Below are 13,929 nucleotides of genomic sequence, written 5' to 3' on the forward strand. Positions count from 1 at the left end.
GTCTGGTCCTGCACCCGGCAGCCGCGCCGCCGGAATCCTGTCTACACGGTGAGGTCAGAAGTTGCCTCCTCCGCCACCACCGCCGAATCCGCCGCCGCCGAAGCCACCGCCACCCCCGCCGCCGCCGAAGCCGCCGAATCCGCCGCCACCGAAGATGCCGCCGTCGTCTCCTCCGTCCCCGCCGCCGAGGATCGAGCCCAAGAGGATGCCACCGAGGAGGGCACCGCCCATCCCATTCCCGCGACCGTAGCCGCCTCCGCCGTAGCCGCCTCCGCCGAATCCGCCGCCACCGAATCCATCGACGTCGGTTTCAGCCTGACGTGCTGACTGGTCTGCGAGCATCGATGCACGTTGGGCAAATTGCAGGGCGGACACCGGGTCGGTCCCGGCAACGCGCAGTGCCTCGTCGAGGTGCCTCTGGGCCTCGGCCAAGCGGGTCCTGGCTGTCGCGCCGACGCCGCCGCGACGGGCGCGAATGAAGTCATCGGTGCCGTTGATCCTGTCCTGGGCCGTGCGCAGTGCGGACTGCAGGGACGCGCTGGCGCGGCGCGCACGCTCCGTCCGGTCCCGCACGGCGCCCAACGGTCCATCCAACGTCTCGCGGGCCCGGGAGAGCGTTGAGAGCCGCGCGACGGGATCGAGCCGTTCGGCTTCCCGGGACTGCTGGACCTGGCCCAGTGCATCCTCCAGTGAAGCGATGGGAACGGAGAGCTCAGGGTGCTCCCCAGCCGCGGCCAGGGAGCGTGCCTGGGCGAGATCCTGTGTGGCTTCAGCGATCTGCGTATCAAGTTCCGCATGCGCCGTGTCGAGGCCTGCCCCTGTCTTCCCGATCGCGCCGATGAGTACACGGGCCTGGTCGACGGCTTCCTCACCGGCGCGTACGACGACGGCGGCTTCGGCGGTTTCGGCCGCGGCGATCTTTTTCTCGGCGGTGTCGACGCACTCCTCGATGAAGTCGATGCGATCGCCGGCCTGCTCGACATTGTCCCGCACCTGGGCCAGGGCGGAATCCGCGTACCTGTCCGATAGGCCGGATAGGGAGGACTGAGCCGTGTCGAGCTCTGCGCGCAAGCCCGCCATCTCGTTCTTCAGGGTCGCTGCCGCTTGTGGGGCGTTGCGCTCGAGTTCACGCAGTGCGGCGAAGTCCTCACGGTGCTCCTCCAGGGAGTCGTTGACGGCCTCGCAGCGACGGATGATGTCGCCGAGCCATTTTCGCTGGTCTGCCTCGGTATCGGGGATCGAGTCGTCGAGTTGCTGCTGCAGCTTGAAGGACTCGTTGAGGTGTTCCCTTGCGGTTGCCAGATCCGCGGTGAACGGCTTGACCGAGTCCTGGCCGAACTCCGCCATGGCGAATCCGATTTCCTGTTCGCTGGAACGGATCGCGTCATCCGCGGCGATCAGCAGGGGGCCGGCCTTCAAGCGGAGTTCTTCAACGCTCAGAGATGCGAACGGATCCTGGGGGCCATCTTCGGCGGGCCGGGGGAGTGGCTGCCGTGCAGGTCCGTTGGCCTTCTTCCGCCGCGCGAGCACCCACAGGGTGCCGCCGCCGACGACGATGACCCCACCGATGATCCACGGCGCGGCCGACCCGCCCGATGAGGTGTCCGTATTGCCGCCGGGGGCTGTCCCGGAACCGCGTTCTCCCGCGGCGGCCGCTTCGATGCCCTGCACTGCGTTCTCTGCTGCTCCGGCCCAGTCGCTGGCCGTCAGGTTGTCCTTGCGCAGTTCAGGGGTGATGTATTCCTTGGCGATGTCCGCGTCGAACGGGGCGATGTCCCCGTCGTTGTCTGACTTCAGGCGTAGTTGCCGGGAGTCGGTCGCGATGGCCAGGATGCTGTCGGATGGGCCCATCCCCTTCTTCTCGGCAACGGCCTTGACCCACGCGTCCATGTCGGAAGGGTCGGTGAACTCGTCGACGTAGATGACGTAGAGGTTAAGCCCTTCGCTCTGCTGCAACTCGTTGACAGCCTGGTCCACCCGGTCTGCCTCGTTGCCCAGTACACCCGAGGAGTCCACCACATATTCGCCCGGCGGGATCGTCACTGGCGGTTCCGCCGAGGCTGGCCCTGCCAACAGCAGGATGGACATCAGCACGAAACCGGCAGCTGCCGATACTCGTCTGGCAATGGATCGCATGGATCACCCTTCGATATCGGTGACGGCCATCGAGTCAAAAGTTGCCGATCGGGTCGTGGGACCCGGTGGCCGATGGCACGCAGCCGTCCCTGTTGATTCTATGGGTATGGTCTGGGGTCGTCCACAACGGCACGGCCTACCCGGTAGCGTGCCGGGTTGTGGCATGGTGCTCTCACAGGTTGCGCTTAGGTAAAGCTTTTTCGGAACACAGCGCGCCTTGTCATAGTTGGAGGCAAGGAACCCCAGAAAGGACACAAAGACATGAGCGAGGACCGGAACACCTACTCCAACGGCCAGGGAAACGAGGCGGCCGACGGAAGCGGACAACCCAACGACGGCCCAGCCGTCCCGCCCCGCCCGCAGACTCCGCCGCAGGCAGCCAGCGGCCCGGCGACCGCCGAATACCCGCCAACGAACGCCCACCCCCGGACCGCGCAGTATGCTGCAACCGGCGCACCGGGTGCGGGTGGCCCGGCAGGGGGCGGCTTCTACCCTCCGGGTGCCTCGTTCGGCCCGGCACCACGCCGCCAACCCAAGCGTTTTGGCTCGACCACGCTGGTCTCCGGGATGATCATTGCCGCACTGATCGGCGGAGGCAGTGCGGTCGGCGCCAACTACCTCATGGATGGTTCAGGCCAGCCGGTGGCCTCATCTTCGCAGAAGGACCAGGCAGTCGTCATCAACAACCCGGACAACGTGACCGCGGTGACCGCGGCGGCTGCGAAGGCCTCGCCGAGTGTCGTGACCATCGAGGTCGATGGGCAAAGCCAGGCAGGTTCGGGATCCGGCATCATCCTGGACAAGGAAGGGCACATCCTCACCAATACCCACGTCGTAACGCTAGGGGGTGCCGTCTCCAACCCGAACATCACCGTACGGACCAGCGACGGCCAGGTGCACAAAGCCACCGTTGTCGGGACCGACCCACTATCCGACCTGGCCGTGATCAAGGTCGATGCGAAGGGCCTGCAGCCCGCCACCCTGGGCAAGTCCTCCGAGATGAACGTTGGCGACGCAGCGATTGCCATCGGAGCCCCACTCGGCCTGAGCGGAACGGTCACCGACGGCATCATCTCCACGCTCAACCGCACCATCAGCGTTGCCTCGTCGGCGGTGCCGAAAGACAAGGCGTCCGACGGCTCGTCGGGAGACGGAAACCAGTTCAACTTCCAGGTTCCGGGCCAGCAGCAGAGCTCGGGCGGCGGGTCGATCTACATCAACGTGATCCAGACCGATGCGGCCATCAACCACGGCAACTCCGGTGGCGCCCTGGTCAACGCCTCCGGGGAGATCATCGGTGTGAACGTCGCCATTGCCTCGGCTGGTGGTTCGAGTTCGAGCGGCGACAGCAGCGGGTCCATCGGTGTCGGCTTCGCCATCCCCATCGATTACGCCCAGCGCATCGCCCACGACATCATCGACAACGGGAGCGCCACCCACGGCCTGTTGGGTGTGACCGTCAAGGCAAAGCCAGCGGATTCCGGGACGCAGTTCAGCGTGGGTGCCGAGGTCCAGGAGGTGACTCCCGGCTCGGGAGCGGACAAGGCGGGGCTGAAGTCCGGCGATGTCATCACCCAGGTCGGGGAGCGGGAGATCTCCGATAGCCAGTCCCTGACCGCGGCCATCCGGGAACACGCGCAGGGGGACAAGACGACGATCTCCTATACCCGTGGCGGGAAGCAGCAATCGGCCGACGTCACGCTGGGCGAGCTGCCCCAGAAGTAGCGCATCAGCAGCGGACAACCGGTCGGCGTCTCCCCAGGGGCGTCGACCGGCCTGCGTGCGCCCGGCTAGGCTGAAGGCCCGGGCCGCGTCCGGAAGGTGGCGGGGCACTGTCCCGGACGTTACTCTAGGTTAATACTCATTAACTGGAATTTGCGGGGAATCCCGCGGAACCGATGGTTCCGGCCGCGAACGGCCGGAGGAGTCAAGGCGAAAGGCAAACATGAGCGTGGCAAGCGGAGGACCGCTGAGGGTTCTGGTCCTGGTCAAGCACGTCCCGGATGCGCAGTTCGACCGCCATCTGGCGGATACAGACCACAGCATCGACCGGTCCGAAAGCATCCTGTCCGAGTTGGACGAATATGCCATCGAGTCCGCCCTGCAGCTGATCGAGAGCCGCGGGGGCGTGAAGGCCGGACACACCGTGACCGCCCTGACCATGGGCCCGGATCGTGCGGCCGCGGCCGTGAAAAAGGCACTGCAAATGGGCGCGACCGACGGCGTGCATGTGTGCGACCCGGCCCTAGCCGGATCCGATGCCGCAGCCACGTCGCTGGCCTTGTCCGCGGCCGTCAACCACCTGGGTGGATTCGACGTCGTCATCGCCGGCATGGCCTCCACGGATGGTGAGACCTCGATCGTCCCGGCACAGCTCGCCGAGCGGCTGGGGCTGCCACAGTTGACCTTCGTGTCTTCGCTCGAGCTGGGGGACGACGCGGTTCTGACTGGCCGCCGTGACTCGGACACGACCTCCACGACGCTGCAGTCCCCGCTACCGGCAATCGTCTCGGTCACCGACCAGGGCGAAGAGCCGCGCTACCCGAACTTCAAGGGCATCATGGGTGCCAAGAAGAAGAAGACGGTGACGTTGTCCCTCTCCGATCTCGGACTGGACGCCGCGCAGGTCGGCACCGCCGGCTCCTGGACCCATGTCGAGGATGCGCAGGCCCGCCCGCCGAGGACCGCAGGCACTGTCATCGCCGACGAGGGAGACGCCGGCGTCCAGCTGGTGGACTTCCTGGCCGACAAGAAACTTCTCTAGGAGCCGAGGGGAAACCATGGCGAACATTCTGGTATTCATCAACACGCCCACCGCACAGCCGGGCAAGGCCCAGCGTGAACTGCTCACCCTGGCGCATCGGCTCGGGGAACCGGTGGTCGTCTTCGGCGCCCCCGTCACCGACGACGTGGTCGGCGCCGTGGGCGGTCTCGGGGCGACTGCAGTCTACGCGCCCTCCGCCGCCTTGGATGCAACGCTCATCGCCGGGGAAGCAGCCCTCGTGGCCGGTGTGGCCCGATCGACCGAGTCGGCTGCCGTACTGATGCCGAACACGGCTGACGGCAAGGAAATCGCCGCCCGGGTGGGCATCAAGCTCTCCTCCGGTGTCATCACGGACGCCATCGACGTCGCGGCGGACCTGACGGTCACCAAATCCGTGCTCGCCGGCGGCTACACCGTATCCGCACGCTCCACACGGGGCATCCCGGTCATCACCGTGAAACCGAACAGCATCGAACCGCTCGATGCCGCCGCCGCCAGCCCGGCCGTCACCACCGTGGAGGTCTCCGACGCCGGCCCCGCGGCCACTGTCACCCACACGGCGGCCAAACCGGCCTCGGGCCGGCCCGCCTTGCAGGATGCGCGCATCGTCGTCTCCGGTGGCCGCGGCGTCGATGGTGATTTCAGCCAGGTCGAGGAACTTGCCGACGCCCTCGGCGCGGCGGTGGGCGCCTCCCGGGCGGCCACGGACGCCGGGTGGATCGAGCACTCGTACCAGGTCGGCCAGACCGGCAAGACGATTTCCCCGCAGCTCTACATCGCAGCCGGGATCTCCGGGGCCATCCAGCACAAGGCCGGCATGCAGACCGCCCAGGTCATCGTTGCCGTGAACAGCGACGAGGACGCCCCGATCTTCGAGATCGCCGACTTCGGCATTGTGGGCGATGTGCGCACCGTGCTACCCCAGGCTGCCGCCGAGATCAAGCGTCGACAGGGCTAGCGTGGCCGTGTTCGATCCGGCGCGGGAGACCGTGCGCCGCGTGCTGTGCTTCGGCGCCCACCCGGACGACCTTGATTTCGGGGCGTCCGGGACGGTCGCCGGCTGGACGGGCGCCGGCGTGGAGGTCCAATACTGCATCATGACCGATGGCGACGCCGGGGGGTTCGACCCGGCGCACCGGGCGGAGATCGTGGCCATGCGCCACGCCGAGCAGCGGGAGGCCGCACGCGCCGTCGGCGTGGAGGAGGTGCACTTCCTCGGTGAACGAGACGGTTTCCTGGAGCCGTCCCACGAGGTGCAGCGCAAGGTCGTGGCGATCATCCGCCAGGTGCGCCCCGACGTCGTGCTGGCCATGCACCCCGAACGGGACTGGAGCCGCCTGCAGCGCTCGCACCCCGACCACCTGGCGTGTGGGGAGTCCGTCACGCGGGCCGTGTATCCGGCGGTGGAGAACCCCTATGCCTATCCCGACCTGCAGGAATCCGGGCTGGAGGCGTTCAAGCTGCGCTGGCTCTGGCTCTATGGTTCCCCCGAGGCGCGGGAGAACCATGCGATGGACATCACCGGGACCTTCGATGCGAAGCTGACGGCGCTGCGCGCACACCTGAGCCAGCACCCGGACGTGGCGAAGATGGAGGCGTTCGTGCGCACGAACAGCGAGTCACTGGCCTCGGCCCATGGTCTGGGCGCCGGGCGGCTGGCCGAGAGCTTCCACGTCGTGGAGGTCAATGCCGCGGACACCATCGCCGGTTTCTGACCGGAGAACGACAACGGTGGGGCACCCGGGTCGGGTGCCCCACCGTTTCGACGACTGGTGTTGCCCGCGGCGGGCGGGTGGCCTAACGGGGCAGGTTGATGTCCAGCACGAAGTTTTCGCCCGGCTCGTTGGAGCCGCCCTCGGGCTCGGTGGTGACCTGGACCGATCCGATGTCCTTCAGGGCCGTGAACCCGACCGTCGCTTGCTTGTCCTTCGGGTCCAGGACCTTCAGCGAACTGGCCGATCCGCCACCGATGGCCTCCACCCACACCTGGTAGGTCTGGCCCTGGGGGGCGCCGGCCAGGTCGTTCAATGTCAGCGATCCGGCATCTTCGGAGGCGGAGAGCCGCAGGACCGCCTGGCCGCCACCGTCGACCTTCACGGTCTGTTCCGTGGCGTCGGCGGCGGACGCGACGTCACCGACGACGTCGCGGGGCATGAGCGCCAGGACCAGGGCGACGACCCCGATCACGACCACGAGTGCGGCGCCGGCGACCAGCATCCATTTCTTGACCGGGGCAGTCCGGCGCGCGGGCCGGTGCTGGGCGACGTCGTCGACCAGCCCCAGCCCCAGGTCATCCTGGGCATCCTCGGGCGTCCCGTAGCGGAAATCCTCGGGCTCTCTGTGCTGCATGGTCCTCATCCCTGGCTGGTGTGGTGTCTTCCCCCCCATATTCCAGCTTAGGGCAGGCCGGTGGCGTGAGGGTGGAGGACGACGCCGGATGGCCGGATCAGGCGCCTGTGAATCCCTGCTGCCGCCACGCCTCGTAGACCACGATCGACGCCGAATTGGCCAGGTTCAGCGATCGCCGCGAGGGCAGCATCGGCAACCGGACCCGGGCGGTCACGCGCGGATCCGCCTTGACCTCGGCCGGCAGGCCGACCGATTCGCGGCCGAACATCAACACATCGGACGGCCGGTAGTCGATGTCGGTATAGGTGACATCGCCTTCGGCCGTGTAGGCAAAGACGCGTTCGGGGGCCAGGACCTCCCAGGCGGTCTCCAGGTCGGGGTGGACCTGGACGACGGCGAGGTCGTGGTAGTCCAGGCCGGCCCGCTTGAGCTTGGCATCGGAGAAGTCGAAGCCCAGCGGCTCCACCAGGTGCAGTTCGGCACCGGTGACGGCTGCCAGGCGGATGGCGTTGCCGGTATTGCCGGGGATCTCGGGCGTCAGGAAAAGTATGCGGAACACCGTTAGATCCTATGCCCGACCGGGGCGCGGAGCCGGACGGTCAGTACATGCCGCCCAGCAGCCGGGCCAACACGGGCACGTCCACCACGTTCGGGGTGGGTCCGGTGCCCAGGAACATCTTCACTTCCCGGACCAGGTTTGCGGCGTTGACCACGTTCGTGGGCGTCGCAGCCGCTGGTTCGGCACCGCGGGCGTAGTCGATGACCGGTTCGTGCAGGTTGTCGTCCACCGAGTGGATGACCGTCCACCCGGTCACGTTCAGCTCCGGGAACGCCTCCTGCATGCCGCGCACCATCCCGGCCATGTGCGGCGGATCCAGGAGCTTGCCGTCACGGGCCAGCGCGGCGCCGTCCCACCGGTAGAACCCGCGGGGCAACACCATGGAGCCGACCAGCGCCAGCCGGTAGCCGGCCAGCACTGCGTGGTCGATGAAACCGCGCTCGATTGGTGAATGCAGTCCGTTGACCAGGCGGGCGGCGGGCAGGTGGGGGAGGACCTTGCCGGAGAGCAGCCGCACCGTGCGCGCCTCGCGGGCCAGCCGTGACTGCGGGGTGAAGAACCCGCGCTTGCGCGGTGCCCCATGGATGTGGCGGGCGGCCACCGGCTGTTCCAGGACAGGCTCGCCGGGGCCGCCGAACGGCGGCACGTAGCGGACCGGGTCGGTCGCCGTGGAACGGCGCCCCCCGGTGGGTTCGGCCCGTGCGGAGGTCGTGGATCCGGCGGCTTCGTCCGAGGACGGGGCACGGTAGGCGGACGTGGTGCCGTAGCTGCGGTCGTAGGTGGCCCGGGCCGAGGGGTCGCTGAGCGTCTGGTAGGCCAGGGACACCAGCCGGAACTGGGCCGCGTCGCCTCCCTGGTCGGGGTGCGTGGTGCGGGCGGCCCGCCGGTACGCGGCCTTGACCTCGGCCACCGTGGCATCGCGGTTGATGCCGAGGACCTCGTAGTGGGTTCTTGCCGGGGACACGCCTGACCTTTCCATCGGTGCCGGAAGGCACCTGGTGAGTTGCTGTTCTTGCGGAACGAACGGCGCCTCCCTGCGGTTCCGCCGTGGACCCACACTAGCCGGAGGTCGACGCCCGGCCGGTGCCGCTGCGCCGGTACTCGGCGAACAATGCGCCATCCTCCTCGAGCAGCACCGCCAACTCGAGCCGCCGCAGTTCCGATGCCGGACCGGTGGCGATGCGCCGTGGCCCGCCACCGGCGAGCAGGGGACTGGTCGTCAGGCACAGGCTGTCCACCGCGTCGGCGCGCTGGAAGGTGGCAAACAGGGATGGGCCGCCCTCCGAATGCACGATCCGGTGGCCGCGGCCGGTGAGCGCCTCCACCGCCAGGCGGGGGTCGACGTGGCCCTCGCCGGCGGTGACGACCTCGGCGACCCGCTCCAGGGCGGCCCGGCGGGAGGGATCGGCGGAGCCCGCGGTGAGGACGACGATGGGGACCGGGGCCTCCGTGAAGAAGGCGGAGGCGGGGTCCAGGTCGAGGGACCCGGAGACGACGGCGATGCCCGGGTGCGGGGGCAGGCCCCGAACCCGGCGCCAGGCCTGGGCACCGGGATCGAGCAGGTCACCGGCGTAGCCCTCGGCCCGGATGGTCCCGGCACCGACCAGGAGGACGTCGGCGTGGCGGCGCAGGAGCGCGAAGATGCGCCGGTCCGCGTCGGTACCCAACGACCCGGACATCCCGCCCCAGGTGGCCGCCCCGTCTGCCGAGGAGACGAAATTGAAGCGTACAAAGGGGTGCGGCCCCGGCTCGGGGTCGTAGAGGCCCAGAAGCTGCTCATCGGTCAGGACGGTGCCGGTGGCGTCCGGGTCGGTGGGGATCAGTTGCTGGACCATGGAACCAACCTATCGGCCCGGTACCCGGGCCGGCTCGTTCGCATCGCCTATGTTGTGCCGCAGATACGCCGGTTCACGCCAGCCCGCCACCGCCTCGAACAGCCGGGCGGCAGCCACGGACTCGGCGACGTTGTGCATGCGCAGGATCCGCGCCCCGTTCATCAGGCAGATGGTGGCGGCGGCCAGTGAGCCGGGCAGGCGTTCGGACTTGGGCTGGTCCAGTGTCTCGCCGATGAAGTCCTTGTTCGAGACCGCGGCGAGTACCGGGTATCCCAGCCGGGCGATCTCGTCGAGCCGGCGCGTGACCTCCAGGGTGTGCAGCGTGTTCTTGTTCAGGTCGTGCCCGGGATCGATGACGATCTTCGAACCATCGACCCCCAGGCCACGCGCCAGTTCGACCTTGTCCTGCAGGAACCTGGCCACCTCCGAGGTGACGTCGCCGTAGGCCGGGCGGGGGTAGGCGGTGCGCGGGCGGGCCAGGGAATGGGTGATGACCAGGTGCACCCCGGTATCGGCGACGACGCGGGCCAGGTCCGGGTGGCTGATCCCGGTGGTGTCGTTGACGACGTCGGCCCCCGCCTCGATCGCGGAGGCCGCGACCCGGGGCTGGAACGTATCGGCGGAGATGATCGCATCCGTCCGCTCGCGGATGGCCCGGATCACGGGGACCACCCGCTCTGCTTCCTCCCTCCACGGAAGCTCCGGACCCGGCGCGAAGGGCACCCCGCCGATGTCCAGCCACTGCGCGCCGTCCTCTACCGCACGCAGGGCGGCACCCACCGCGGCCTCGAGGGCGAAGGTCGCCCCGCCGTCGTAGAAGCTGTCCGGGGTGCGGTTGATGATGGCCATGACGGCCACCTGGCGGGAGAAGTCGATGCTCCGGTGCGCGAAATGGTGGACGGGGTGGATGAGCTCGGGAAGGTACAGGCTCACAAGTTCACGCTCCTCGGGACGGGTGCTTCATTTCTACCAGCATCCCGGCTTGTAGGCTGGTCGGCATGGCCATGACGTTCGCCGGGGCAGAGCCCGGACAGTGGATCGCCGACGCGCTCGCCGACATCCTTTCCCAGCGCCCCCCGGTCTCGACCGCGGCCGCACAGATCCCGGCGGGCTTCCCCGCCTACGCGAGGATCTTCCACCCGGCCACCGACGAGGACGGCCGGCCCGTGCGTTGGGCCGACATCGCCGCCGAACGCGGGACCACACTCCACGCGGGGGCCCAATTCGCCGCCGTGTCCGGGATCGACGACACCGGGATGCCCTGGACAGAGGACGCCTGGAACGGTGAACCGCCCGGCGGCGATGGCCCGCCCGCCGCGGATCTGGCAGCAATGGCCGACATCATCTGCCACCATGCCGGATCCGATGCCTACCTGGCCCTCTGGGACGGCTACGCCTTCATCCGGGGCGGGGACGCCGTGGAGGTCCTCACCGCCGCCGAACCCGAAGAGGACCCCGAAGCCGCCCAACGCGAGCGCCTCCTGCGCGAGCAGCTCAAACGCCCCGCCTTCACCGACGCCGTCCTCGCCGGCCCCCGTCTGGCCCTGGGACCGGAGGGGTACCGCGAGTACTACGTCTTCTCCGGCACCCTGGACGATGTAGCCTCCCCGCTGTGGAAATCGGGGGACGGGTTCGCCGAACGCCAGGCGCCCAACCTTGCCTGGGGAGCCGACCGCTCCTGGATGTTCTCCACCGAGCTCTACGAGGATTCGACCATCATCGGCGGCCCGGTGGAGCTGGTCCGCGAGTTGGCCCGGGACCCGCGTCTCGAGGCCAGGGCGCTGGACCTCCAGACCGATCTGGGTATCAATGGTGACCGGCTCAACCCGGCCCCGGAGCCCGAGGGGTACTGACATCGGGCGCACCGGCGGTAGAATTGACCGGTGTCCGCCACCCAGCCCGTGTATTTTGACCACGCGGCGACCACGCCGATGTCGGCGTCCGCGCTCGCCGCGATGACCCATGAATTGAGCCGTACCGGGAACCCATCCTCCCTGCACGGTGCAGGTCGTCGCGCCCACATGGTGGTCGAGGAATCCCGTGAGCGGCTGGCAACCGCCGTTGGCGCCCACTCCTCCGAGGTCATCTTCACCTCCGGCGGCACCGAGTCCGACAACCTGGCGATCAAGGGCCTGTACTGGGCCCGCACCGCCACGGCGCCGGGCCGCCGGCGGATCCTCTGCAGCACCATCGAACACCACGCCGTGCTGGACACCGTCGAATGGCTGGCCGCCCACGAAGGCGCGGAGATCACCTGGATCGACGTCGATGCCACCGGCAGGATCCGGCTGGACCAGTTCGCCGCCGAGCTCTCCCGGGACCCGTCGTCCATCGCCCTGGCCACGCTGATGTGGGCGAACAACGAGGTCGGGACCGTCCAGCCCGTCGCCGAAGCGGTGGCCCTGGCCACCCCGCACGGCATCCCCGTGCATTCCGACGCGGTCCAGGCGTTCACCGCCGTCCCGGTGTCCTTCGCCGACTCCGGTCTGGCCACGATGGCCATCAGCGCCCACAAGATCGGCGGCCCGGTGGGGATCGGCGCGCTGCTGGTGCGCCGCGACGTCGTCCTCACCGCCGTCCAACACGGCGGCGGGCACGAACGGGCGCTGCGCTCGGGGACCCTGAACACCGCCGCCGCCGCTGCCTTCGCGGCCGCTGCGCAGGACGCTGCGGACCACCGGGCCGAGGAGTCCGAACGGCTGGCCGGCCTGCGGGATCTGCTGGTCGCCGGGGTGCGCGATGCGGTGCCCGACGCGCTGCTGTCCGGCCCCGGGGACGGGGGAAACACCGGAAAGCGGCTGCCCGGCAACGCGCATTTCACCTTCCCCGGCTGCGAGGGGGATTCGCTGCTCTTCGTGCTGGACATGCTCGGGGTCCAGTCCTCGACCGGATCCGCCTGCACCGCAGGCGTCCCGCGCCCTAGCCATGTCCTGCTGGCCATGGGCTACAGCGAGGAGGCGGCCCGCGGGGCCCAACGGTTCACGATCGGGCATACGACGACGGCCGACGACGTGGGGACGTTGGTGGCCGCACTGCCCGAAGCGCATGAACGCGCTAAACAAGCGGGGATGGCCGCACGGCAAAGCAGGATCCAAACAGCAGGAACGGGATTATCGGTATGAGGGTATTGGCGGCAATGAGCGGCGGGGTCGACTCCGCAGTGGCAGCGGCACGGGCCGTCGACGCAGGGCACGACGTCGTCGGCGTGCACCTGGCGCTGTCCCGCATGCCCGGGACCCTGCGCACCGGCAGCCGCGGCTGCTGCACCGTGGAGGATTCCAACGATGCCTGGCGTGCCTGCGACAAGCTCGGCATCCCGTATTACGTCTGGGACTTCTCCGAACGATTCAAGGAAGACGTCGTCGACGACTTCATCGCCGAATACGCCGCCGGGCGCACACCCAACCCCTGCATGCGCTGCAACGAGCGCATCAAATTCGCCGCGCTGCTGGAAAAGGCCCTCGCCCTGGGCTTCGACGCCGTGTGCACCGGCCACTACGCCAAGGTCGTCGCCGACGCCGAGGGCAACCCCGAACTGCACCGCGCCGCCGACTGGGCGAAGGACCAGTCCTACGTGCTGGGCGTGCTGACCGGCGAGCAGCTGGCCCATTCGCTGTTCCCGCTGGCCGAGACCCCCTCGAAGGCCGAGGTGCGGGCCGAGGCGGAGCGCCGGGGCCTCTCCGTGGCCAAGAAGCCCGACAGCCACGACATCTGCTTCATCCCCGACGGGGACACCCGCGGCTGGCTCGAGGAACGCATCGAGCTGTCCGAGGGCGAGATCCTGGACCACGAGGGCAATTCCGTCGGCAGCCACCCCGGCGCCAACGCCTTCACCGTGGGCCAGCGCAAGGGCCTGAAGATCGGACGTCCCGCGGCCGATGGCAAGCCGCGGTTCGTCCTGGAGATCCGGCCCAAGGAAAACCAGGTCGTCGTCGGGCCCAAGGGCCTGCTCTCGGTGGACCGGTTGCGCGGGATCAAGGTCAGCTGGGCCGGGCAGCCGCTGCCGCAGGCGCTGGCCGGGGAACGCTTCGAGTGCATGGTCCAGGTGCGTGCCCACGCGGATCCGGTCCCGGCCATCGCCTGGCTTCAGGATGCCGCGGGCGAGGGAACCGCCGTCGTCCGGGAGCTCGTCGTGGACGTCGAGGAGCCGCTGCAGGGCGTTTCGCCCGGTCAGACCATGGTCATCTACCGGGGCACCCGCGTATTGGGCCAGGCGACCATCGATACGGCACGCAGCCTCGCCTGGGATCCGGCCAGCGTTTCCTGACGTGCAGGTCCCGCGCCGG

Annotated in this window: 13 protein-coding genes; 7 read left to right on the forward strand and 6 right to left on the reverse strand. The window is 68.9% G+C overall.

Features of this window, described 5'->3' with window-relative positions; genetic code table 11:
• Positions 1 to 54: 54 nt before the first annotated feature.
• The gene (locus tag AC1MEQ_RS18220; RefSeq protein WP_479792728.1) at positions 55 to 2,136 is read right to left on the reverse strand and encodes a TPM domain-containing protein; all 2,082 of its coding nucleotides are present in this window, start codon (positions 2,134 to 2,136) and stop codon (positions 55 to 57) included.
• A 261-nt stretch (positions 2,137 to 2,397) separates the two neighbouring features.
• On the opposite strand from AC1MEQ_RS18220, the gene AC1MEQ_RS18225 reads away from it, so the two are divergent.
• The 4 genes from AC1MEQ_RS18225 to AC1MEQ_RS18240 all read left to right on the forward strand — a co-directional run bounded on the left by AC1MEQ_RS18225 (position 2,398) and on the right by AC1MEQ_RS18240 (position 6,615).
• A complete protein-coding gene (locus AC1MEQ_RS18225) occupies positions 2,398 to 3,861 on the forward strand; it encodes a S1C family serine protease (protein ID WP_479792729.1) in 1,464 nt (487 codons plus the stop codon).
• 220 nt (positions 3,862 to 4,081) lie between these two features.
• The gene (locus tag AC1MEQ_RS18230) at positions 4,082 to 4,900 is read left to right on the forward strand and encodes an electron transfer flavoprotein subunit beta/FixA family protein (protein WP_479792730.1); all 819 of its coding nucleotides are present in this window, start codon (positions 4,082 to 4,084) and stop codon (positions 4,898 to 4,900) included.
• A gap of 16 nt (positions 4,901 to 4,916) precedes the next feature.
• Complete coding sequence (locus tag AC1MEQ_RS18235) at positions 4,917 to 5,858, forward strand: electron transfer flavoprotein subunit alpha/FixB family protein (RefSeq protein ID WP_479792731.1); 942 nt, start codon at positions 4,917 to 4,919, stop codon at positions 5,856 to 5,858.
• 1 nt (position 5,859) lies between these two features.
• Complete coding sequence (locus tag AC1MEQ_RS18240) at positions 5,860 to 6,615, forward strand: PIG-L deacetylase family protein (RefSeq protein ID WP_479792732.1); 756 nt, start codon at positions 5,860 to 5,862, stop codon at positions 6,613 to 6,615.
• A gap of 82 nt (positions 6,616 to 6,697) precedes the next feature.
• On the opposite strand, the gene AC1MEQ_RS18245 is transcribed toward AC1MEQ_RS18240, so the two are convergent.
• The 5 genes from AC1MEQ_RS18245 to folP all read right to left on the reverse strand — a co-directional run bounded on the left by AC1MEQ_RS18245 (position 6,698) and on the right by folP (position 10,576).
• Positions 6,698 to 7,249, reverse strand: coding sequence for an anti-sigma factor domain-containing protein (locus AC1MEQ_RS18245; protein WP_479792733.1), 552 nt, complete (start codon positions 7,247 to 7,249; stop codon positions 6,698 to 6,700).
• 97 nt (positions 7,250 to 7,346) lie between these two features.
• On the reverse strand, positions 7,347 to 7,808 hold the full coding sequence (locus AC1MEQ_RS18250; protein ID WP_479792734.1) for a tRNA (cytidine(34)-2'-O)-methyltransferase: 462 nt from the start codon (positions 7,806 to 7,808) through the stop codon (positions 7,347 to 7,349).
• A 40-nt stretch (positions 7,809 to 7,848) separates the two neighbouring features.
• A complete protein-coding gene (locus tag AC1MEQ_RS18255; protein WP_479792735.1) occupies positions 7,849 to 8,772 on the reverse strand; it encodes a J domain-containing protein in 924 nt (307 codons plus the stop codon).
• A gap of 94 nt (positions 8,773 to 8,866) precedes the next feature.
• Positions 8,867 to 9,643, reverse strand: coding sequence for a pyrimidine reductase family protein (locus AC1MEQ_RS18260; protein WP_479792736.1), 777 nt, complete (start codon positions 9,641 to 9,643; stop codon positions 8,867 to 8,869).
• Positions 9,644 to 9,652: 9 nt separating this feature from the next.
• A complete protein-coding gene (folP, locus tag AC1MEQ_RS18265; RefSeq protein ID WP_479792737.1) occupies positions 9,653 to 10,576 on the reverse strand; it encodes a dihydropteroate synthase in 924 nt (307 codons plus the stop codon).
• Between the two features lie 65 nt (positions 10,577 to 10,641).
• On the opposite strand from folP, the gene AC1MEQ_RS18270 reads away from it, so the two are divergent.
• The 3 genes from AC1MEQ_RS18270 to mnmA are packed head-to-tail and all read left to right on the forward strand — an operon-like array spanning position 10,642 to position 13,910.
• Positions 10,642 to 11,496 carry a hypothetical protein gene (locus AC1MEQ_RS18270; RefSeq protein ID WP_479792738.1) on the forward strand — a complete coding sequence of 285 codons (855 nt, stop codon included), beginning with the start codon at positions 10,642 to 10,644 and terminating at the stop codon, positions 11,494 to 11,496.
• 30 nt (positions 11,497 to 11,526) lie between these two features.
• A complete protein-coding gene (locus AC1MEQ_RS18275; RefSeq protein ID WP_479792739.1) occupies positions 11,527 to 12,765 on the forward strand; it encodes a cysteine desulfurase family protein in 1,239 nt (412 codons plus the stop codon).
• Positions 12,762 to 13,910 carry a tRNA 2-thiouridine(34) synthase MnmA gene (gene mnmA, locus AC1MEQ_RS18280; RefSeq protein WP_479792740.1) on the forward strand — a complete coding sequence of 383 codons (1,149 nt, stop codon included), beginning with the start codon at positions 12,762 to 12,764 and terminating at the stop codon, positions 13,908 to 13,910. The genes AC1MEQ_RS18275 and mnmA overlap by 4 nt, the downstream gene beginning before the upstream one ends.
• Positions 13,911 to 13,929: the final 19 nt, after the last annotated feature.

It is taken from the genome of Arthrobacter sp. ASL1 (assembly GCF_056680475.1).

Bases quoted from the DNA above. Each gene is read 5' to 3' on its own strand.
- AC1MEQ_RS18225 (WP_479792729.1), top strand. From the start codon at position 2,398: ATGAGCGAGGACCGGAACACCTACTCCAACGGCCAGGGAAACGAGGCG.
- mnmA (WP_479792740.1), top strand. From the start codon at position 12,762: ATGAGGGTATTGGCGGCAATGAGCGGCGGGGTCGACTCCGCAGTGGCA.
- AC1MEQ_RS18270 (WP_479792738.1), top strand. From the start codon at position 10,642: ATGGCCATGACGTTCGCCGGGGCAGAGCCCGGACAGTGGATCGCCGAC.
- AC1MEQ_RS18260 (WP_479792736.1), bottom strand. From the start codon at position 9,643: ATGGTCCAGCAACTGATCCCCACCGACCCGGACGCCACCGGCACCGTC.
- AC1MEQ_RS18220 (WP_479792728.1), bottom strand. From the start codon at position 2,136: ATGCGATCCATTGCCAGACGAGTATCGGCAGCTGCCGGTTTCGTGCTG.
- AC1MEQ_RS18245 (WP_479792733.1), bottom strand. From the start codon at position 7,249: ATGCAGCACAGAGAGCCCGAGGATTTCCGCTACGGGACGCCCGAGGAT.
- AC1MEQ_RS18235 (WP_479792731.1), top strand. From the start codon at position 4,917: ATGGCGAACATTCTGGTATTCATCAACACGCCCACCGCACAGCCGGGC.
- AC1MEQ_RS18230 (WP_479792730.1), top strand. From the start codon at position 4,082: ATGAGCGTGGCAAGCGGAGGACCGCTGAGGGTTCTGGTCCTGGTCAAG.